Source organism: Nitratireductor indicus C115 (genome assembly GCF_000300515.1).
GTDB lineage: Bacteria > Pseudomonadota > Alphaproteobacteria > Rhizobiales > Rhizobiaceae > Nitratireductor > Nitratireductor indicus.
Genome location: NZ_AMSI01000002.1, coordinates 253,549 through 274,695, shown reverse-complemented (window position 1 = coordinate 274,695; position 21,147 = coordinate 253,549). Strand labels below are relative to the sequence as shown.

At 62.3% G+C, this 21,147-nt stretch carries 19 protein-coding genes; 4 read left to right on the top strand and 15 right to left on the bottom strand.

The annotated features are described in order from the left end of the window. Positions 1-5: 5 nt before the first annotated feature. From NA8A_RS03880 to topA, 5 genes are all read right to left on the bottom strand, one after another. Positions 6-236: a hypothetical protein gene (locus NA8A_RS03880; RefSeq protein ID WP_009756047.1), complete on the bottom strand. Its 231-nt coding sequence runs from the start codon at positions 234-236 to the stop codon at positions 6-8. An 83-nt stretch (positions 237-319) separates the two neighbouring features. Beyond that, positions 320-1,060: an NUDIX hydrolase gene (locus NA8A_RS03875; protein ID WP_009756046.1), complete on the bottom strand. Its 741-nt coding sequence runs from the start codon at positions 1,058-1,060 to the stop codon at positions 320-322. Between the two features lie 35 nt (positions 1,061-1,095). Further along, entirely contained in the window at positions 1,096-1,536 is a 441-nt protein-coding gene (locus NA8A_RS03870) for a DUF983 domain-containing protein (RefSeq protein ID WP_009756045.1), read from the bottom strand. After that, positions 1,536-3,854: a ribonuclease R gene (rnr, locus tag NA8A_RS03865; protein WP_040671697.1), complete on the bottom strand. Its 2,319-nt coding sequence runs from the start codon at positions 3,852-3,854 to the stop codon at positions 1,536-1,538. The genes NA8A_RS03870 and rnr overlap by 1 nt, the downstream gene beginning before the upstream one ends. Positions 3,855-3,858: 4 nt before the next feature. Then, entirely contained in the window at positions 3,859-6,477 is a 2,619-nt protein-coding gene (topA, locus tag NA8A_RS03860; protein WP_009756043.1) for a type I DNA topoisomerase, read from the bottom strand. 277 nt (positions 6,478-6,754) lie between these two features. Here topA and NA8A_RS03855 point away from each other — a divergent pair, with 277 nt between their 5' ends. Further along, the gene (locus NA8A_RS03855; RefSeq protein WP_009756042.1) at positions 6,755-6,982 is read left to right on the top strand and encodes a hypothetical protein; all 228 of its coding nucleotides are present in this window, start codon (positions 6,755-6,757) and stop codon (positions 6,980-6,982) included. Here the strand turns inward: NA8A_RS03855 and dprA are convergent. The 4 genes from dprA to NA8A_RS03835 are packed head-to-tail and all read right to left on the bottom strand — an operon-like array spanning position 6,947 to position 10,976. Continuing rightward, positions 6,947-8,080: a DNA-processing protein DprA gene (gene dprA, locus NA8A_RS03850; RefSeq protein WP_009756041.1), complete on the bottom strand. Its 1,134-nt coding sequence runs from the start codon at positions 8,078-8,080 to the stop codon at positions 6,947-6,949. The two genes, NA8A_RS03855 and dprA, sit on opposite strands and share 36 nt — an antisense overlap. After that, a complete protein-coding gene (gene plsY / locus NA8A_RS03845; protein WP_009756040.1) occupies positions 8,077-8,691 on the bottom strand; it encodes a glycerol-3-phosphate 1-O-acyltransferase PlsY in 615 nt (204 codons plus the stop codon). The genes dprA and plsY overlap by 4 nt, the downstream gene beginning before the upstream one ends. A 24-nt stretch (positions 8,692-8,715) precedes the next feature. Then, positions 8,716-10,002 carry a dihydroorotase gene (locus tag NA8A_RS03840; RefSeq protein WP_009756039.1) on the bottom strand — a complete coding sequence of 429 codons (1,287 nt, stop codon included), beginning with the start codon at positions 10,000-10,002 and terminating at the stop codon, positions 8,716-8,718. After that, positions 9,999-10,976, bottom strand: coding sequence for an aspartate carbamoyltransferase catalytic subunit (locus tag NA8A_RS03835; protein WP_009756038.1), 978 nt, complete (start codon positions 10,974-10,976; stop codon positions 9,999-10,001). Before NA8A_RS03835 ends, NA8A_RS03840 begins: the two co-directional genes overlap by 4 nt. A gap of 197 nt (positions 10,977-11,173) precedes the next feature. On the opposite strand from NA8A_RS03835, the gene NA8A_RS03830 reads away from it, so the two are divergent. Then, a complete protein-coding gene (locus NA8A_RS03830; protein ID WP_009756037.1) occupies positions 11,174-12,802 on the top strand; it encodes an acyl-CoA dehydrogenase family protein in 1,629 nt (542 codons plus the stop codon). Here NA8A_RS03830 and NA8A_RS03825 read toward each other — a convergent pair. Continuing rightward, positions 12,784-13,722 carry an AEC family transporter gene (locus tag NA8A_RS03825; RefSeq protein ID WP_009756036.1) on the bottom strand — a complete coding sequence of 313 codons (939 nt, stop codon included), beginning with the start codon at positions 13,720-13,722 and terminating at the stop codon, positions 12,784-12,786. The two genes, NA8A_RS03830 and NA8A_RS03825, sit on opposite strands and share 19 nt — an antisense overlap. A gap of 159 nt (positions 13,723-13,881) precedes the next feature. Here NA8A_RS03825 and NA8A_RS03820 point away from each other — a divergent pair, with 159 nt between their 5' ends. Then, positions 13,882-14,427, top strand: coding sequence for a hypothetical protein (locus tag NA8A_RS03820; protein ID WP_009756035.1), 546 nt, complete (start codon positions 13,882-13,884; stop codon positions 14,425-14,427). Further along, complete coding sequence (locus tag NA8A_RS03815; RefSeq protein ID WP_009756034.1) at positions 14,427-14,747, top strand: DUF6105 family protein; 321 nt, start codon at positions 14,427-14,429, stop codon at positions 14,745-14,747. Before NA8A_RS03820 ends, NA8A_RS03815 begins: the two co-directional genes overlap by 1 nt. Before the next feature lie 18 nt (positions 14,748-14,765). On the opposite strand, the gene NA8A_RS03810 is transcribed toward NA8A_RS03815, so the two are convergent. The 5 genes from NA8A_RS03810 to NA8A_RS03790 all read right to left on the bottom strand — a co-directional run bounded on the left by NA8A_RS03810 (position 14,766) and on the right by NA8A_RS03790 (position 21,128). After that, positions 14,766-16,400 carry an ABC transporter ATP-binding protein gene (locus NA8A_RS03810; RefSeq protein WP_009756033.1) on the bottom strand — a complete coding sequence of 545 codons (1,635 nt, stop codon included), beginning with the start codon at positions 16,398-16,400 and terminating at the stop codon, positions 14,766-14,768. Beyond that, positions 16,397-17,269, bottom strand: coding sequence for an ABC transporter permease (locus tag NA8A_RS03805; protein WP_009756032.1), 873 nt, complete (start codon positions 17,267-17,269; stop codon positions 16,397-16,399). Before NA8A_RS03805 ends, NA8A_RS03810 begins: the two co-directional genes overlap by 4 nt. Beyond that, the gene (locus tag NA8A_RS03800) at positions 17,266-18,213 is read right to left on the bottom strand and encodes an ABC transporter permease (protein ID WP_009756031.1); all 948 of its coding nucleotides are present in this window, start codon (positions 18,211-18,213) and stop codon (positions 17,266-17,268) included. The genes NA8A_RS03805 and NA8A_RS03800 overlap by 4 nt, the downstream gene beginning before the upstream one ends. 66 nt (positions 18,214-18,279) lie before the next feature. Further along, on the bottom strand, positions 18,280-19,761 hold the full coding sequence (locus NA8A_RS03795; RefSeq protein WP_009756030.1) for an ABC transporter substrate-binding protein: 1,482 nt from the start codon (positions 19,759-19,761) through the stop codon (positions 18,280-18,282). A gap of 83 nt (positions 19,762-19,844) precedes the next feature. Next, entirely contained in the window at positions 19,845-21,128 is a 1,284-nt protein-coding gene (locus NA8A_RS03790) for an acetylornithine deacetylase/succinyl-diaminopimelate desuccinylase family protein (RefSeq protein ID WP_009756029.1), read from the bottom strand. Between the last annotated feature and the right edge of the window lie 19 nt (positions 21,129-21,147).

The following is a 21,147-nucleotide window of genomic DNA, read 5'->3' as shown; positions in this document are numbered from 1 at the left end:
GGCGTTCAATCGTCGTTGGCGGCGTTGAGTTCCTCGGGGCGCCGGCCTTCGTCGCCATCATCCTGTGGCTGGGCGAAACCTCGTTCGATCAACCAGCTGCGTAAGATGCCTTCTGTGGCCTCTGCGCGCGACTGGCCATGCCCTTCGCTCGCGATGAAGCGGTCAAGGGCGGTGACGATGCCCGATTTCACCGTCAGGATGATCTCCTGTTCGCCGGCGTCGATCTTGTCGCTCATGGTTCCTGCCTTTTTTAAACAGCTTACAGCCGTTGAGTTGCTCGGCAAAGCCGGTGACTTTCAGGCAGGTTCCACCACAGGGGTTAGATCAGCTGCCGTTCGAAAATCCTGCGCCGCATGGCGTAATAGGGAACGGGGCTGCCGGGCGTTAGTTCCGGGTCCTCACGCAGCCTTTTTTCGAGATCATCCAGAATGGTGCGGGTAATGAGCGGAACCTCGGTTTCCTTTGCATCGGCAACGGGAAGCCAGACGAGCTCTTCAAGCTCGTTGGTAGGGCCGCCCTCCGGCAGTTCCAGCGCCACCTGGTCGCGCCAGATGGCGAGGAAACGCGTGTCGAAGCGGCGGATTCGGCCGGGCGGGGTGACTGCACGGGCGATGAAGCGAAGATTGGCAAGGGAAGGCCGGATGCCGTGTTCGGCAAAGCCCTGCCAGTCTTTCGAACTGGTGGAGAAGGGGCTTTTCTCGCCGATCAGCAGGCCAGCCTCCTCATAAGTCTCACGGACCGCCGACATGGCAATGGCGCGGGCACGCGCGGCACTTGCCCGCGCGCCGTTGCCGATCAGTCTCTTTTCCTCGTCGGGATGCAGTCCCTGGGCGACGGGGATACGGGCATCGGCGGCATCCGTGCGGCCTCCGGGGAAAACGAAGCGGCCCGGCATGAATGCATGTTTGCTGTGCCGCCGACCCATCAGAACGCGCACCACGTCGCCAGAACGGTCGAGCAGCATCAGGGTAGCCGAATCGCGCGGGCGCATCGGCTTGCCGCCAAGGGCGAAATCCTTAGCTTCAGCCTTGTCGAGCGCGGCCCTGTCGAGGCCATCCATTCGCGTGGGGGTGTCCGACACGGGCGCTCTCCGGCCTAGAGCTGTTCGGGATGTGTTTCGAAACTATCCGTCTCACCGCCGAAACCGTGCATGTAATATGCCCACTGCAGACCGACGATAGAGCCTTTGATCGGGCCGATCAGGGCCAGTGACATGATCAGCGTGATGGGCACCCAGATCGACAGGTGCACCCAGCCCGGCCAGTCGGTCACCGCTTCCATGCCCATGAATGCGCCGACCACGATGTGGCCGACGATGAAAATAACGAGATAGGCGGGCAGATCGTCGGCGCGATGATGATGCAGTTCTTCACCGCAAACCGCGCAACGATCCTCCACCTTCAGGTAGGAGCGGAAGAGCTTTCCTTCGCCGCAATGGGGGCATCGCCCGAAAAATCCCCGCTTCATGGCCTCATAGGCCGAGCGCGCGGGCTTCTTCTTGACGTTCGCGCCGCCGAAAAGCTGTTCTTCCGCCATTATCGTCTCCTGCGCTGTGACGCACGGTTGCGCGCGCTCTTGCCGCGGTCGCGTCCGCCCTTTGCCTTGTGGAACGACTTCATGGTGCCGGGAAGCCGCTCGGGTTCGCTCAACATTTCAAAGCGCATGGCTCCTGCCAGGGGCGCAACCTCCACCAGCCGCACGGATACCGTATCCCCCAGCTGGAAGCCTTTTCCGCTCCGCTCGCCGATCAGAGCATGCCGAGCCTCGTCGTAGATATAATAATCATCTCCGACCGTGGAAACCGGGATAAAGCCATCGGCGCCGTAATCGGGCAATTGGACAAAAAGACCCGCCCGGGCGACGCCGGAAATGCTGGCCTCGAATTCCTCGCCGATGCGGCTCGACAGGTGTTCGGCGATGAGCCGGTCGACCGTGTCGCGCTCAGCGGCCATGGCCCGGCGCTCCGTCGTCGAGATAAGGGCGGCCACTTCTTCGAGGCGGGCTTCTTCGTCAGGCGTGATGCCGTCCTTGCCGAAACCGAGCGCGGATATGAGTGCCCGGTGTACGATCAGGTCCGCATAGCGGCGGATCGGCGAGGTGAAATGGGCGTAGCGCCGAAGATTGAGACCGAAGTGCCCAAGATTTTCGGGTGCGTAGACGGCCTGGCTCTGCGAGCGCAGCACGACCTCGTTTACCAGCTGCTCGTGCTCGGTGCCACGCACACGGGCAAGAATGGTATTGAACTGGGCGGGGCGAAGCTGGGCGCCGCGGGCAAGCGAAATCTCGAAAGTGCGCAGGAATTCGCGTAGCGCTTCCTGCTTGGCCAGAGAGGGTGCATCGTGCACCCGGTAGACCAGCGGCTGGCGCTTTGCCTCCAGGGTTTCAGCCGCGGCCACATTGGCCTGCACCATGAATTCCTCGATCAGCTTGTGGGCGTCCAGGCGCGGGGGAACGACCACGCGGTCGACCGTACCGTCGTCCTTGAGCAGAATCTTGCGCTCGGGCAGGTCGAGCTCCAGCGGCTGGCGGGCGTTGCGGCCACGTTTCAGCGCCTCATAGGCCGCCCAGAGCGGGCGCAGTACCGGATCGAGCAGCGGGCCGGTCTTGTCGTCGGGCTCGCCGTCGATGGCTGCCTGTGTCTGCTGGTAGGACAGTTTCGCCGCCGAGCGGATCATGACCCGGTGGAAACTGTGGCCGAGCTTGCGACCGTCCGCAGTGAAACGCATGCGCACGGCAAGGGCGGGGCGGGCCTCGCCTTCGCGTAGCGAACACAAATCGTTGGAGATGCGCTCCGGCAGCATCGGCACCACGCGGTCCGGGAAATAGACCGAATTGCCGCGCTTGAGAGCCTCGCGGTCGAGCGCTGAACCCGGCCGCACATAATTCGCCACATCGGCGATGGCGACTGTCGCAATGAAACCGCCGGGGTTCTTTTCGTCGGTGTCCGGTTCGGCCATCACCGCGTCGTCATGATCCTTGGCGTCGGCGGGATCGATGGTAATGAGCGGCAGGTCGCGCCAATCCTCGCGTCCCGACATGTCGGCGGGACGGGCTGCTTCCGCCTCCTCGATAACGCCTGAGGGGAAGATGTAGGGAATTTCATGGGCGTGAATGGCGATCATGGAGACCGCCTTTTCGCTCGACAGGGAGCCGATGACCGACAGGACCTTGCCGTGAGCTGCCCCGTAGCGGCCGACCGAAACGGGCTCGACTTCGACAAGGTCGCCTTCCTCGGCATCCCCGCGGAAGGCGTCGTCGATCACCAGTTTGCGCTGGGTACGCTCTACCGGCTCGATGCGCAAACCGCCGTCCTTCGTCTTGCGCAGCACGCCGAGCACGCTCTGCCGGCGCTTCTCGAACACCTTCATGACCCGGCCCGTATAGGCGGGGCCGCTGTCATTGTCCGTAGGGAAGACGCGTGCCAGAACGCGGTCGCCAATGCCTGCGGCGCGGCCTGTCTTCTGGGCCCTGATCTCGACCAGGGGCAGGGGGCCGGCGCCCTCGTCCTGATCGTCGCGTTCGGCAGGCCGGGCGATAAGGGCGCCGCCCGCATCCCGCGAAAAGATATCGAGAACCACGACATGCGGCAGTGCGCCGGGTTTCATCAGGCGCTTGCGGCTCTTTTTCAGGAGCCCTTCATCCTGTAGTTCGCGCAGGATGTCCTTCAGCCACACACGGTCGCCGCCCTTGAGATTAAACGCCTTCGCTATGTCGCGCTTGGCCGTGCGATCGGGATTGTCGGTGATGAAACGCAAAACCTCTTCCCTGCTTGGCAGGTGAGGGTTTGTGGAACCTTTCGCGCCGGACTGTTTGGCGGAGCGGGGGGATTTGCTGCCGGATATCCTGCGCGCCAAGGCGTTATTCCTTTTTCTTGGTCGCGGTTTTCTTGCTTGCCGTTTTCGCGGCAGCCGTCTTCTTCGCTGGCGCCTTCTTGGCCGCAGGCTTCTTCGCCGTCTTGCCGCCCTTGCCAGCCTTGGCCGCGATCAGTTCCAACGCCTCGTCGAGCGTGATCTGCATCGGGTCCTTGCCCTTCGGCAATGTGGCGTTGACCTTGCCGTAGTTGACATAGGGGCCGTAGCGGCCGTCGCGCACGGTGACCTTGCCGCCATCGGGATGATCACCGAGTTCCTTGAGGGCGGCAGGTGCGGCGCGTCCACGCCCGGCTGCGCCGCGAGATTTCTTTTCCGCGATCACGGTGACGGCCCGGTTGAGACCGATGGAGAAGACATCTTCCACCGATTCCAGATTGGCATAACCGCCGTCATGCAGCAGGAAGGGACCGTAGCGGCCGATCCCCGCAGAAATCATCTTGCCGCTTTCGGGATGCTTGCCAATGTCACGCGGCAGGGCGAGAAGAGCGAGCGCCTTCTCAAGATCGATGCTGGCAGGCGCCCAGCCCTTGGGCAGGCTGGCGCGCTTGGCCTCCTTGCCTTCGCCACGCTGCACATAAGGGCCGAAGCGACCCGAGCGCAGGGTGATCTCTTCCTCGGTGTGCGGGTCCTTGCCCAGCACCTTGTCGCCGTCGGCGCCGTTTTCCCCATCCTCGCCATTGCCTTCGCCGAACTGGCGTGTGTAGCCGCATTCGGGATAGTTGGAGCAGCCGACAAACGCGCCGTGGCGACCGAGCTTCAGCGAAAGCTGGCCAGAGCCGCATCGCGGGCAGGCGCGCGGATCACCACCGTCCTCGCGGGCGGGGAAGACCAGAGGCGCGAGTTCGTCATTGAGCGCATTCAAAACATCCGTGACGCGCAATTCCTTGGTGCCATCGACATGGCTGGAAAAGTCGGTCCAGAAATCGCGCAGCACTTCCTTCCAGGAAAGCTGCCCGTCCGAAATCTTGTCGAGCTTCTCTTCCAGGTCCGCCGTGAAATCGTATTCCACATAGCGTTCGAAGAAATTTTCGAGGAAGGCGGTAACGAGACGACCCTTCGCCTGAGGGATCAGGCGGCGCTTGTCGATGGTTACGTAGTCGCGGTCCTCAAGCGTCTTCAGCGTTGCCGCATAGGTGGAGGGACGGCCTATGCCGAGCTCTTCCATCTTCTTGATGAGGGAGGCTTCCGAATAGCGCGGCGGCGGCTCGGTGGAGTGCTGGGTCGCGTCGATCTCGCGGCAGGCTTGCGTTTCGCCTTCGCGGATTTCGGGTAGGCGGCGGCTTTCCTCGTCGTCGCTGTTTTCTTCTTCCTTGTCGACACCATAGGCGGCAAGGAAGCCCTCGAAACGGATAACGGAGCCGATCGCCCGCAGATTGGCCTTGCGGTCGCCATTGACAGCTTCGATCTCGACCGTGGTGCGTTCGATCTCTGCGGCTTCCATCTGACTGGCGATGGCGCGTTTCCAGATCATCTCATAAAGACGAGCCTGGTCGGCATCGAGATATTTGCGCATTGCGGCAGGCGTGCGCGAGAAATCCGTCGGGCGGATCGCTTCGTGCGCTTCCTGTGCATTCTTGGCCTTTGCCGAATAGAAGCGAGGCTTTTCGGGCAGGAACTTGTCGCCGAATTCTTTGCCGATGGCCGCACGGGCCTGATCCAGCGCTTCCGGGGCCATCTGGACGCCATCGGTACGCATATAGGTGATGAGACCGGCCGTCTCGCCGCCAATGTCGATGCCCTCATAAAGGCGCTGGGCGATCTGCATGGTGCGGCTGGCGCCGAAACTGAGGCGCGAGGAAGCGGCCTGCTGCAATGTCGAGGTGGTGAAGGGCGGGGCGGGATTACGCCGCGTCGGCTTGGCCTCGACGGAGAGGGCGCGGAAACTGGCACCCTGAAGCATCGCCTTGATGCCGTCGGCCTGTTCCTTGTTCTTGATATCGAGTTTCTGGAGCTTCTTGCCGTCGAGCGCGGTCAGGCGGGCCTCGAACAGATCGTCGCGCGGCGTCGCTAGCTTTGCGGCGATCTGCCAATATTCCTCGCGCACGAAGCGCTCGATCTCGGCTTCGCGGTCGCAGACAAGGCGCAGCGCCACCGACTGCACGCGCCCGGCAGAGCGGGCACCCGGCAATTTGCGCCAAAGAACCGGCGAAAGCGTGAAGCCCACCAGATAGTCGAGCGCACGGCGGGCAAGATAGGCATCGACAAGCGGCACGTCGACATCGCGCGGGTGCGCCATCGCGTCGAGCACGGCTTTCTTGGTGATGGCGTTGAAGACGACGCGGCGGACGGATTTATCCTTCAGGGCTTTCTTCTGCCGCAACACTTCCAGAACATGCCAGGAAATGGCCTCGCCTTCGCGATCCGGGTCGGTTGCCAGAAACAGGGTATCGGCATCCTTCACCGCCTTGGTGATATCGCTCAACCGTTTTGAGGAAGCGCTGTCGACAGCCCAGGACATCGCGAAGTCTTCGTCGGGAAGAACCGAGCCATCCTTGGCCGGAAGATCGCGCACATGGCCGAACGAGGCCAGAACCTTATAGTTCGAGCCCAGATATTTGTTGATGGTTTTCGCCTTGGCGGGCGACTCGACGATGACGAGATCCATAAGCTTTAAAATGTCCCAGCGGTCTTTGCGGATTGCCCGATGCCGCGATGTTTGACGAATCCAGCCTCGTCAAATGGCTGTGCTTTCCCGTGCGGTCAAGGGGGCGGGGGGAAATTCACCTTGCGGAAGGCGAGGGGCGAACAGTTTTTCGTTTATGGTAAAATTTTCGTTTATTTGTTTATAATGCTGTGTATACTTCTATTGGGTCCTTAATGGAGACTACTGGGGAACAGGCAACAGGCTGGGGTTTACCGCGCGCTGAAGGGAGTGCCGGCGGATGGGCGAGCATTATGGCAGGAGGCGGATCGAGACGCTTGATTATCTTCAGGCCATGCTCGGTCAATTGCGAACGATGGCGCTTGCCGAGAGGTGCGACATGCTCGCCTATATGATCGAGATGGCTTATCTCGAGGCAAGCGACATCATTCGCGGTCAAAGGCCGTTTCAGCTGGACGAGGAGCGGCTGGCCTCAGAGGTCGGCAACAAGGGAAACCGTGCCTCCTGAGTGACGTTCCAGCCGTCCGGCAAGATCGAGTTCGAGAAGAACGGTGAACACCTGGGCCGGATGCAGTCCCGTGTGGCGGATCAGTTCGTCCACGCCGACGGGAGCGGGCCCGAGCGCCTCGATGATCCTGTCGCGGTCGCTGTCGCTTGGCGGCGGAGCCGCGGTGTAAATTTCCGGCTCCTCCAGGCGCTCGATTCCAGGTAGCGGTGCACCGATGAGCGGCGCGATTTCCATCAGCACATCCGCCGTTTCCGTTACCAGGGTGACACCCTGCTTCAGTAGCTGATTTGTGCCGGCTGCGCGTGGATCGAGCGGCGATCCGGGTACGGCGAAAACGAGCCTGCCCATATCGGCGGCAAGCCTTGCACTGATGAGCGAGCCCGAGCGATGTGCCGCCTCCACGACGATCAGGCCATAGGAGAGCCCCGCCACGATCCGGTTGCGACGGGGGAAATCGCGCGCGCGGGGCGACCAGCCGAAGGGCATTTCGCTCAAAACAACTCCCTTTTGAACGATTTCCGCATAGAGCGCATCGTTCTCCGGTGGGTAGGGACGGTCGAGTCCTCCGGCCAGAACGGCTATGGTGCCGTTGTTGAGAGAAGCCTTGTGGGCAGCCGCATCGATGCCGCGCGCCAGACCGGAGGCCACGGCATAGCCGGCCTCACCCAATTCGCGCGCCAGTGTCTGCGCCATTTTGATGCCGGCGAGCGAAGCGTTGCGTGCGCCGACGATGGCGATGGTCGGACGTTGGGCTATGTCCGGCCGCCCCTTCACGGCGATCAGGGGCGGAGGTTGCTCCATGCGTCGCATGAGCGGCGGATAAGCCGGTTCTCCCACGGCGATGAACTCGGCGCCGAAACGCGCGGCGAGGGTGATCTCGCGTTCGGCATCGTCGGAAGATGCAACGACGATGCGTTTACGCGCGCCGCCGCGGGCTGCAAGTTCCGGCAGCATTTCGAGCGCGGCTTCTGCCGAACCGAAACGGTTTATCAGTTCGCGGAATGTGGCTGGGCCGACATTTTCGCTGCGCAGAAGCCGTAGCCAGGCGAGGCGCTGACGGTCGTTCAACCGCCGCTCGCCGGGCAGGGGCCCTGTCACCCCTTGCTCCCGATGCGGGTTTCGGTGCCTGCCAGAAGCCGCGCTATATTGGCGCGATGCTTGATGAAGACGATGATGCTCAACAGAATGAACAGTTCAGCCGTCTGCACATAGCCCAGATAATAGAGGCCGATCGGGACGACCACCGCGGCCACGAGCGCCGAAAGCGATGAGTAGCGGGTGATGAAGGCAACGGCCAGCCAAACGGCTGCGAAGATCAGGGCGCCGGGCCAGGAAAGCCCGATCAGGATGCCGAGATAGGTCGCGACACCCTTGCCCCCCTTGAAGCCAAGCCAGACCGGAAAGAGATGGCCGAGAAACGCGCCAAGACCGGCAGCGATCGCCTGATCGGGCCCGTATAGCCCGGCAATCAGCACGGCTGCGGTTCCTTTCAGCGCGTCCAGCAAAAGGGTGAGGGCTGCAAGTTTCTTGTTGCCGGTGCGCAGCACATTGGTGGCGCCAATATTACCCGATCCGATCTTGCGCACATCGCCAAGACCTGCGGTGCGCGTTATCAGGAGACCGAAGGGGATCGACCCCAGAAGATATCCGAAAATCAGCGCGGCGATGAGATAGGGCAGCGCAAGCTGCCAACTGATCGGATCCGGCATATGGCTGTCCTCGCTCCCCGCGTGTCAGGCGGTAAATACTTTGCGGCCCGCAACCATGGTTTGCAAGACCCGACCCTGCATGCGTGCGCCTTCGAAACATGTGTTTTTCGATAGCGAGCGAATGTCGGCCTCCCGCACCAGCCACGGAGCGTCAAGATCCACCAGGACCAGATCGGCAGGGGCGCCGGGCTTCAGCGTGCCGCCGGGAAGGCCGAGCAGGCGAGCCGGGGCCGTGGAGAGGCATTCGACCAGCCGCAGCAGCGGCACGTCACCATTGTGATAGAGACGCAGGCTCGCCGAAAGAAGGGTTTCAAGCCCGATGGCACCGGCTTCAGCCTCTGCAAACGGCAGGCGTTTTGTATCGACGTCCTGCGGATCGTGCGACGAGATGATGATGTCGATGGCGCCGGTGCGGATCGCCTCCACCATCGCCAGCCGGTCTTCCTCGGCGCGCAGAGGCGGCGACAGGCGGAAGAAGGTGCGGTAATCGCCGATATCGTTCTCGTTCAGCGCCAGGTGATTGATCGAGACGCCGGCACTGACGTTGACGCCCTCATTCTTGGCGCGCGCCATCGCTTCGGCGGACATGGCGGTGGAGATTTTTGCAGCGTGATAGCGCCCGCGCGTCAGACGCGCCAGCATCAGGTCGCGCATCAGCGGGATGGCTTCCGCCTCGCGCGGAATGCCGGCAAGGCCGAGCCAGCTCGCAAACAGGCCCTCATTCATGACGCCGGACGAGGCCAGTTCGGGATCCTGCGTTTCATGGGCAATGACAATATCGAGATCGCGCGCATAAGTGAGGGCACGCCGCATGGTGAGCGGGCTTGCAATCGTTTTGTGGCCCTCCGTCAGCATGACGGCGCCGGCCTCCTTGAGCAGTCCGAACTCGCACAGTTCCCGTCCGGCAAATCCCTTGGTGATCGCAGCGGAGGGAAAGACATTGATGCTCGCAGTCTCGCGTGCGGTGCGCAGAACGAACTCCACCAGCGCGACATCGTCGATCACCGGGTTGGTGTCGGGCATCATCACGATGGAGGTCACGCCGCCGGCGGCAGCCGCCCGGCTTGCCGATGCAATCGTTTCTCGGTGTTCCGCTCCCGGTTCTCCGATGAACACGCGGGCATCGATCAGTCCCGGCAGAACCGCGTGGCCAAGGCAATCGACAATTTCGGCCTCTTCAGGCGCTCCCTGGTTGGCGGCATCGGTGCCCGAAGCAAGAATTCGGCCGTCTTTAACGATGACAGTGCCGTTTTCATCCAGGCCGCGCGAGGGATCGACGATGCGCGCATTGGTGTAGACGACAGCGCTCATGCCGGTTCTCCCCCGATGGTTTCTCCCTCGGCATTGCGACGCGGATCGAGCAGAGCCTCCATCACCGCCATGCGAACGGCCACGCCCATCTCCACCTGTTCCTGGATCAGGCTTTGCGGGCCATCGGCGATCTCGGAGGCAATCTCCACGCCGCGATTCATCGGGCCGGGATGCATGACGAGCACGTCGTCCCTTGCGATCTTCAGCTTCTCAGCGTCGAGGCCATAGAGGCGGAAATATTCGCGCACCGAAGGCACGAGGGACCCTGCCATGCGCTCGCGCTGAAGGCGCAGCATCATGACGATATCGGCACCCTTCAGCCCTTCTTCCATGCGCGTGAAGACTTCCACGCCCATCTGGTCGATACCCGAAGGCAGAAGCGTGGATGGGGCCACGACACGGACGCTGGCGCCGAGCGCGTTCAAGAGCACGATGTTGGACCGGGCGACGCGCGAATGCAGAATGTCGCCGCAGATCGCCACGGTGAGCCCGCCGATGCGGCCCTTGGCGCGGCGAATGGTGAGGGCGTCGAGCAGGGCCTGGGTCGGGTGTTCATGGGCGCCGTCTCCCGCATTGACGACAGAACAGGAGACCTTTTGCGCCAGAAGAGCCGCTGCACCCGCCGCCGAATGGCGGATCACCAGAATGTCCGGCCGCATGGCGTTGAGCGTGATCGCGGTGTCGAGAAGTGTTTCGCCCTTCTTCGTGGAAGAGGAGGCGACCGACATGTTCATCACATCGGCCCCGAGACGCTTTCCGGCAAGCTCGAAGGAAGATTGCGTGCGGGTCGAGGCTTCGTAGAAAAGATTGATCTGTGTGCGACCGCGCAGCGTGGCGGTCTTCTTTTCCTTCTGCCGCGATATGGCGACGGCAGCGTCGGCGCGGTCAAGAAGGGTTTCGATGTCCAAGGGCGAAAGGCCCTTGATGCCAAGCAGGTGGCGGTGCGGGAAAAGCGGAAAGGGCGCGTTTGTCATAGCAAGTCGCTGCTATAGGCCCGGCCAGGGCAGGCCGCAAGAGCGCATTCGCGACAGGCGTATTCATCCCCTGAAATTCACTGGATTTTCTTCTTTATGGATTGGCAACGCATGGCTTGGCACTATGGCAGCGGAAGCAACGTCGATTCGCGACGCTTTCAGCCATGTGGCCCCGGATCGAGTAATAGAGTGAAGCCGTGACGCACGAAGTGATCAATCAGCCGCCGCCTCTTGCCGGAACCAATGCCTGGCGCAGCGATCCGTTGCTGATGCAGGCGGGCGACCGCTTCTCGGAGCCGGTGCGCAAGGAAATGGAATCGCTCGGGCGATTTGTGCGCACGCAGGAAGCCCTCGATCTGGCACGGCTTGCCAACACCGAGACGCCGCAGCTGAAGACCCATGACCGCTACGGACGGCGGGCGGATTTTGTGGAGTATCATCCGGCTTATCACGCGCTGATGCGCCGTTCGGTGGCCAACGGGCTTCATTCCTCGATCTGGGAAAACACCGAAACCGAAAGCGGGATGCGCCATCAGGTGCGCGCTGCACGGTTCTTCCTCACCGCGCAGCTTGAAAGCGGTCATCTTTGCCCGCTGACGATGACGAGCGCTTCGCTTGCAGCACTCATGTCCGATAGCCCGATGTTCCGGCGTTGGGCGCCACGGGTGGCGGTTCGCAAGTACGATCATTCCAGCAAGCCGGTGGCCCAGAAGACGGGCATCACCATCGGCATGGGCATGACCGAAAAGCAGGGCGGTACCGATGTGCGGGCCAACACGACGCGGGCTGAACGCGTCGAGGGCAGCATTTACCGGATCACCGGCCACAAATGGTTCATGTCCGCGCCCATGTCGGACGCTTTTCTGCTTCTGGCGCAGACCGAGGAGGGGCTTTCCTGTTTCCTCGTTCCAAGGCTTCTGGAGGACGAGCGCCACAATGGAATGCAGTTCCAGCGCCTGAAGGACAAGCTCGGCAATCGCTCCAATGCTTCTTCGGAAGTCGAATTGCATGGAACCATGGGGGAGCTTGTGGGCGAACCCGGCTCGGGCGTTCGCACCATCATGGACATGGTCACCCTGACGCGGCTCGATTGCGCGCTGGGCTCCGTCGGTCTCATGCGGGCAAGTCTTGCGGAAGCCGTGCACCATGCGCGTTACCGGCAGGTTTTCGGGAAGTCGCTTTTCGATCAGCCGCTCATGCTGCGCGTCCTTGCCGACATGGCGCTCGATGTGGCGGCTGCTACAGCGCTTTCCCTGCGGCTTGCCCGTGCCTTCGACGAGGCGGCCGACAGCCGGGCAGAGGCCGCTTTTGCTCGTGTCATGACGCCGGTCGTCAAATACTGGGTCTGCAAGCTTGGGCCTGCCATCACCTATGAGGCGATGGAATGTCTCGGCGGGAACGGCTATGTCGAGGAAGCGCCGATGGCACGCTACTATCGCGAAGCCCCGGTCAATGCGATCTGGGAAGGTTCTGGCAATGTCATGGCGCTCGACGTGCTGCGCGTGCTCGGGCGCAATTCCAGCCTCTTCAACGACGTCCTTGGCCTGATCGGCAACGATCTTGGCGAAAAGGGCAATGCAACGCTGGAGGTCCTGGCGGCTGCGGCGCGCGTGTGCGAGAGCGACGAAGGTTCCGCACGCATTCTCACCGAGCAGCTGGCGCTGGCCGCTGCTGCCGGCGAATTGCGGCGCATGGGGGCAGGGCGTGTTGCCGATGCCTTCATTGAAACCCGGCTGGCCGGTCAATGGCGCAGCACCTATGGCATGCTCGATGCACGCCATGATGCGGCGGCCATACTGGATGTGCTCTATCCCGAAGCGACCTGACCGACCACCATCATCACGAGCGGTATCGTGAAGAAGGCGAGGATGGTCTGCATGGTCACGGTCGACGCGTAAAGCGGCGCGTCGCCGCCGATCTGACGCGCCAGCAGATAACCGTTCATGGCTGTCGGCACGGCCGCGCAAAGCGCCAGGTAGTTGAGGGCAGGTCCCGAAATGCCGAAAGCGACCGACACGCCGATCAGGAGAACCGGGAAGGCGATCAGCTTCATCAGAACGGCGATCCAGAGCGCAGCATTCGCGCTGACGAGGTCGCCCGGTCGCAAGCCTGCGCCGATCACCAGAAGGCCCATGCCGAGGGCGGCTCTGCCCACGAGATCCAGCGTCATGGAAAGGGGCGGATAAAGCCCGATGGGCAGGAAGCGGTAGAGCACGGCAACGATGCCCGAGACGATCAAAGGGTTTTTCGCCATGGCCATGAAAACCTTGGACCAGGAGGCGCCCTGGTCGGCAAAGCGCGTGACGATGAACACGCAGGCGATGTTCACCGGCACCATGATGACCGCCATGACAAGTGCCACGACGGCGCTGCCTTCGGGCGGGAACATGTTCTGGGCGACGGCCAGCGCCATGAAGCCGTTCCAGCGTATCGCGGTCTGGAACACCGAAGAATACTGGCTATGGCGGATGATGCCGGTGTTTTTCAGAAGCGGCCAGAGGGCGAGGAGCAAACCGATCATCAGGGCGAGCGCGATGGCAATCGCGCTCAGCATCGTATCGAGCGCGAGGCCTGAGAAATCGGCGTTGACGATGGTGGTGAACTGGAGGGCCGGGTAGAGGAACCAGAAACAGAGCTGTTCCAGACCGGGCCAGGCCTCATCGCGGATGACGGGTGTCCTGCGCAGGACATTGCCTGCGACGATCAGCAGAAAGATCGGGATGATGTTCTCGAAAATGACAAGCATTGCAGGAACCGTATGGGAAGGGCTCCTTTTGGGTAGAACCCGGCGACCTGTCTGTAAAGGTCAGAAGCCCTTATAACGGTTTTGAAAATTAACCTTAACAATTGGTAAGCGTTGCAGCGCGAATTGGGCCGGTCCACTTTAGGCGGCAGGAGATTCCCGATGCGCCGCTTTCTCACCGTACTCTTGTCATTCTACTGGATCGCCTTCTTCTCGCTTGCCGCGTGGGCCGGATTGCTGTCAGGCGCGCTGCCATCCGTGAACGGAGGGATTTTGAACATGGCCGGTGGATTTGCTCCCGTGATCGCCAATTCGCTGATTGCGGTGCTGTTCCTGTGGACAGCGCTTTCGGCGGCGCTTGATGGAGCGGAAAGCGGCCAGCAAACCGAAGAGATCGCGCGGCTTGCCTGTGCCGGCGGTGTGGGGCTGATGTTCATGTCGTTCCTGAATGGGGCGACGATGAGTTCTACGATGCTGCCGGGGCCTGGGGAAACCAGTGTTCTCCTGGCGCTTCTCGTCAGCTACGTGGTGATCCGCATCGAGCGGCGGGAGGCGCCGCAGCGCGAAGACAAGCTGGCGGTAGCGACACCGGTTTCCATCGCGCGGCTCAATGCGCTCGGTGCAGCCCATGGCTCGCTTCTCGATCGCATTCCCATGCCGAGCGTGACAGCCTCGGTCATTCCTTTTGACGATATGAAGGGCAACTGATGCGCTATCTCCTGCTCTTCTGGGCTTTGCCTCTCGGTCTTTTCTGGGGTTGGTACTGGGTTTCCTACCACGATCTCAACCTTGGTTTCGCGTTTCTCAGCAGGCAGGCAAACGACCTCGTCTTCGGGATTTACGGGAATGTTCTGGGCATTGATCCGGCAACCATTCCGGGCCTCGTGGGACGCGCGACGGTGTTCGATTCCTTCCTGCTTTTCGGTATTCTTGCCTTCCGGCGGCGCAAGGCCATCCTTGCATGGTTGCGTGAGCGGAAAGAGGCGCATCAGGCGGCAGGAAGCGAGAAACCTGCCGCGTCGGCCTGAAATTCCAGAGACTGATTTTTATTTTCCGGCTTCCAGATGCCGGCGTTTCTTCAGTGATTGGTTCAAGTCCGGTGCGGCGTTGACCAGTGCGCGGGCTGCTTCGGTCCTTGGCGCGTCGAGCACCGCATGTGTCGGCCCACGCTCCATGATCTGCCCCTCATGCATAACCATGACTTCGTCGGTGATGGCGCGCGCGACCGTCAGATCGTGGGTGATGAAGAGATAGGTGAGGCCCAGCCGGTGGTTCAAATCGGCAAACAGGTCGAGGACCTGTGCGCGGATGGAAACGTCGAGGGCTGAAACCGGCTCGTCCGCCACAATCAGCTTCGGACGGGTGATGATGGCGCGCGCGATGGAAATGCGCTGGCGCTGGCCGCCTGAGAATTCATGTGGGAATTTCTCCATGTCGGCGGGGGAGAGGCCGACAAGATGCAGCGCTTCGGCCACACGCTCGCGGCGATTTTGCGCGGACGGCTTCTCATCGAGAAGATGCAGCGGCTCCGCCACCAGGCGCTCCACCCGGTGGCGCGGATTGAAGGAACCGTAGGGATCCTGAAACACGACCTGCATGTCGCGTCGCGCATGGCGCAGTTCCCTTTGGCTCTTGCCAGCAAGATTTTCACCGGCGAGGCGTATTTCACCGGCTGTGGGAGTGTCCAGCGCGAGGATCATGCGGGCCAATGTCGATTTTCCGCAGCCCGAACGGCCGACCAGCGCCACTGCGTGGCCCGTATCCAGGGAGAAACTCACATCGTCTACCGCGCGAAAAGGTTTTGCGCGGGAGAAAAGGCCTTTTCGTGCGCCGGGATAATCCTTGACGATGTTGCTCACTTCCAGAAGGCGGGTCGGCTCGGTGTTGGGGGATGCCGGCGTGTGCGGCCTTGCGGGAACGTGAGTGGAGGCTTCCGCGAGCCGGCGCGTATAGGGATGACGCTGTTCGGTGAGCACTGACGCCGTCGGTCCGCTCTCCATCACCTCGCCGTGCCTCAGGATTGTCACACGGTCGGCCATATCGGCGACCACCGCCAGATCGTGGGAGATCAACAAGAGGCCCATGCGGTTCTCGACAACCAGCTCGCGCAGCAATTCGAGAATCTGCGCCTGCAGAACCACGTCCAGCGCCGTGGTAGGCTCGTCGGCGATCAGGAGCTTGGGGTTCAGAGCGCAGGCGATTGCGATGACGACACGCTGACGCTGGCCGCCCGAAAGCTGGTGCGGAAAGCGCGAAAGGGGAAATTTCGCTTCGGGCAATCCAACGCGGTCGAGCATGGCGCGGGCGCGGTCTTCCGCGTTGGCGCGGCTCGCGCCCGTATGCCAGCGAATGCCTTCGGCCACCTGTTCGCCGATCGTCTTGACCGGATTGAGCGCGGTCATGGGCTCCTGGAACACCATGCCGAGATCGTCGCCGCGCAGGCGGCACATGGCTTCTTCAGGCGCCTTCAGAATATCGATGCCGTTGAAGGTGACCTGTCCCCGCGCGCGTGCTGCTTCCGGCAGAAGTTGCATCACCGTAAGCGCGGTCATAGACTTTCCCGAACCGGATTCTCCCACCAGGCCAAGGACCTCGCCGGGCTCGATGGTGAGGTCGACATCCTTCAGGATCGGAGTGCCGGCAATGTCGAGCGACAGGTTTTCAATCGATAAGAGGCTCATCTTTCGCGCCTCAGCCGCGGGTCCAGCAGATCGCGCAGACCATCGCCCAGAAGGTTGAGGCCGAGCACCGTCACGACAATCGCCAGACCGGGAAAGAGGGCCAGATGCGGCGCGACGATCATGCGGGTCTGTGCCTCGAAGAGCATGCGCCCCCAGGAGGGCATGGGCGGTTGCGCGCCGAGACCGAGATAGGAAAGGCCGGCTTCGGCGAGGATACCGAGCGCGAACTGGATGGTCCCTTGCACGAGAAGGAGGGCCACGATGTTCGGCAGGATGTGCTCGACGCTGATGAGGAACTTGCCCTTGCCGGCGGCGCGTGCCGCCAGAATGAATTCGCGCGGCCATACGGACAGGGCGCCGGCACGCGCGACCCGCGCGAAGACCGGTACGTTGAAAATGCCTATGGCAATGATCGCGTTGACGGCGCCGGGACCGAAGATGGCGGTGATCATGATCGCCGATAACAGGGCCGGAAAGGCGAAGACCAGATCGTTGAAGCGCATCAGCACCTCGTCGACGAGGCCGCCACGCGCGGCCGCCCAGCAGCCGAGCGGCACGCCGACACCCATGCCGATCCCCACCGCAACGATGGCGACGGCAATGGAATTGCGCGCGCCGATCATGATCATGGACAGGATGTCGCGCCCCAGATGATCGGTTCCGAAGGGATGGGCCAGCGACAGGCCCTGAAGCTTGTCGGCGACGGTCAGGACGGTGATGTCGTAGGGCGTCCACAGGAAGGACAGAAGCGCCATGGCGGCGATCAGGAGCGTGATGCACGAACCGATGGCGAAGGAACGGTCGGTGAGCGCGGTTTTGAGGAAATGCGGCTCGTCCGGGTTCTCATGCAGCGTTGGATCGATGCTCATTGGCGTGTCCTCAAACGCGGATCGACGATGGCGTAGCCGATATCGACCAGGATGTTGACGAGGACGACACTGGCGACCAGAAGCATGACGACGCCTTCCACCACGATCAGATCGCGCTGAGTGATGGCCTGAAATACAAGGCGGCCGAGGCCGGGAAGATAGAAGACGTTCTCGATGATGATGGTGCCGGCGAGGAGGAACGCGAACTGCAGGCCGAGAATGGTGAGGACGGGTATCAGCGCATTGCGCAATGCGTGGTGCCAGAGCACCACCCGGCGTGGCATGCCCTTGGCGCGGGCCGTGCGGATATAGTCCTCGCCCAGAACTTCCAGCATGGCGGATCGGGTGACACGGGCAAGGATCGCGGCCTGTGGCAAGGCAAGTGCTATGGCGGGTAGGATCAATGCCTTGACGCCCGGCCAAAGACCGGCGTTCCAGCCGGGAAAGCCGCCGGCCGGCACAAGCCGCAGCCAGACGGCGAACAGATAGATGAGAAGGAGCGCGAACCAGAAATTTGGAATGGCCACGCCCACCTGTGCCACGCCCATGCTGATCGTGTCGGCGGGGCGACCGCGCCGGGAGGCAGCGAAAATGCCGACGGGCAGGGCGATCACCGTCGACAGGACCAGCGAAAGCAGCGCGAGCGGCAATGAGACGGCGGCACGTTCGCCGATCAGTTCGATAACCGGCGAGGAATAGGTGTAGGAGCGCCCGAAATCGCCGACGATCATGCCCGACGCCCAGTCCAGATAACGCATCAGCAGTGGCTGGTTAAGGCCCATCTGCTCGCGCAGGGTGGCGAGTGCCTCCGGTTCGGCGTTCATTCCCAGCATAATGAGAGCAGGGTCGCCTGGCACCACCTCGAGAACCGCGAACACCACCATCGAGGCCACGACGAGCGTTGCGAGGCCTATGAGAAGACGCTTTGCGAGATAGGCGGTCACAGGCAGGGCTCCGCCCGGCATTGGAGGCGGCGGCCCATCAGGGCCGCTCGCTTGCCGGGCACGGGCCTAATCGGTCCATTTCACCTCGGTCAGGTCGTTCGCCTGAATGGGGGAATTTTCCCACAGACCTTGGAGCTTCGCGTCCCACACGCCGATCTTGGGAAGCTGGAACAGGAAGCCGTTGACGGCGTCTTCCGCGATGATCTTCTGCGCAGTCTTATAAAGATCGGCACGCCGTTCCGGGTCCGAGGTCACATCCAGCGTGTTGATGACTTCCTTGAAGGCCGGGTTGGAATAGTTGAAGTAGTAATCGTCACGGGCGTAGATGTTGATGTCGTTCGGCTCGGTGTGCGAGACGATGCTCAGATCGTAATCCTTGTTCTTGAACACCTGTTCAAGCCATTGGGCCCATTCGACCGGGATGATCTGCAGGTCGATGCCGATCTGGCGCAATTGCGAAGCCACCACTTCGCCGCCCTGGCGGGCATAGGGCGGGGGCGGCAGTTTCAGCGTCGCCTTGAAGCCGTCCGGGTAACCCGCTTCGGCAAGCAGCTCCTTGGCGTTGGCCGGGTCGTAGGGATAGGTGCCCGTCAGGTCCACATAGGCGGAGTTTGCCGGCGAGAAATGCGAGCCGATCTCGGGGGCTTCACTGTATCCGGCGCCGGCAATGATTTCGGGCCGGTTGAGCGCGTGGGCAATCGCCTGGCGCACCTTCAGATTGTTGAAGGGTTCCTTGCCGTTGTTCATGGCGAGGATGGTCTCACCCTCCGTTGCGCCGATCTTGACGACAAAGCGCGGGTCGCTCTCGATCTGTGAAAGAGCGTCCCCGACGGGCATTTGCGGGAACGCCTGGACGTCGCCCGATAAGAGGGCGGGGATTGCTGCGGCGGCGTCCGGAACGATGCGGAATTCCGCCTTCTCCAGCGCCACCGGATCGCCCCAGTAGTCGGGATTGCGCACCAGGCGAACCGCCGAGCCCTTGGCCCAGCTGTCGAATTTGAAGGGGCCGGTGCCGATGGGCTTTTCCTTGTTGCCGTCGGCGGATTCAGGCGCGACGATCACGGCATCGCCCCAGCCCATATTGTAGAGGAAGGCGCCCTGCGGTGTCTTGAGGGTGACCTTAACCGTCTGTGGATCGACTGCTTCGACCGTATCGATGGCGGCGAAGAGCTGCTTCTGGGCGTTGGTCGAATCCTCGGCGCGTGCGCGGTCGAGCGTGAATTTCACGTCCTCGGCGTCGAAATCCGTACCGTCATGAAACTTGACGCCCGTATGGAGTTTGAACGTATAGACCTTGCCGTCTTCCGAAACGTCCCAGCTCTCAGCCAGCGAGGGCTCCACCGCGCCATTGCGGCCGACACGGGTCAGGCCCTGGAAGAGATTGGCATAGACGATCTCATCGATCGCGGCAGCCGCACTGGCTGTCGGATCAAGGTGGGGCGGTTCGAGAACGACGCCCACGACGAGATCGGTGCGTGCGGCGAGCGCCGCGGTGCCCGCTGCCAATAACAGCGCAGCGCCACCGATGATGGACTTGATCGTTTTCATGTTTCTCTCCCGGGAAGCCTCCGAATTGCGGAGGATTGAAGCGCGATTTCGCGCGCGAGTAAATCGTCTGGACACGCCTGTCCTCAACCTGGAGCGCGCGCGCCCCGCAGAAGCACGTCGAGGCTCATGGCCATGACGGTGGCCGACTGCACCATGTCCTCGATGCCGACCCATTCGTCGGGCTGGTGGGCAAGGTCGAGTATGCCTGGACCATAGGCCACGCAATCGTGCAGATGGCCGATGCGCGAAATATGCTTCTGGTCATAGGTTCCCGGCGAAATGACATATTCCGGCTCCTTGCCGAACACTTCGCGGATACCAGCCGCGATGGCGCTCGGTACGGGAGCGTCGCGCTCGGTCATCAAGGGAAGAACCTCCATGAGGTCTCGAATGGCGTAATCGAATTTGGGCCGTTCCCGCTTCAGCTTTTCGAGGATCGATATGACCTCGCCCTTCACTTCGGCGATGTTTTCCTCGATCAGGAAGCGGCGGTCGAGCACGAGGCGGCAGGAATCGGCGACGTTCGGCGCAGGAAGTCCGGGAAAGAAATCTTCCGTCTGCCCACCATGAACCGAGTTCAGGTTGAGGGTGGAACGGCGCGCGCCCTCCGGAACGACGGGCATGCGTGTCTCCTTGCGGTCGAGGGCGGGGAACAGCTCCTCCTCGAAAGCATGCAGCACCGCTCCCATGTGGCGGATCGCCGAATCGCCGAGAAACGGCATGGCTCCATGTGCAATCGCACCATGAGTCTCGATCTCAGCCCACCAGACGCCGCGGTGGCCAAGGCAGATACGGTCCTTGTTGAGCGGCTCGGGGATAATCACGTGATCGACGCGCGGTTTCGAGAAGAAGCCCTCGCGGGCAAGATATGCGACGCCACCGAAGCCGCCCGATTCTTCGTCCGCGGTGCCGGAAATCTCGATCGCGCCGGGAAAATCGGGATAGACGGCCATGAAAGCCTCGGCCGCGACGATGGAAGCCGCAAGACCGCCCTTCATGTCGCAGGCGCCGCGCCCATAGACGCGCCCGTCTCGGACCTTGCCGGCGAAGGGATCCACGCTCCACCCGTCGCCGGCCTCCACCACGTCGATATGTGAATTGAAATGCACGGTCACGCCCGGCGCGCGCCCTTCGCGGCGGGCGATGACATTGGTGCGCGGATAGCGGTCGCTGTCTCCCGGCGCTCCTTCGCCGCGCACATACCGGATGGCAAAGCCGCTGCGGGCAAGACGGCGGCCGATATACTCGGCACAGGGTGTGTAAGCCTCTCCCGGCGGATTGACCGTCGGGAAACGGATCAGGTCGGTTGTCAGGGCAACCAGGTCATCGGTGCGGCCGCGAACGGCAAGGGCGAGCTGTTCGTTCATGGCGGCAGTAGAGCTTTCC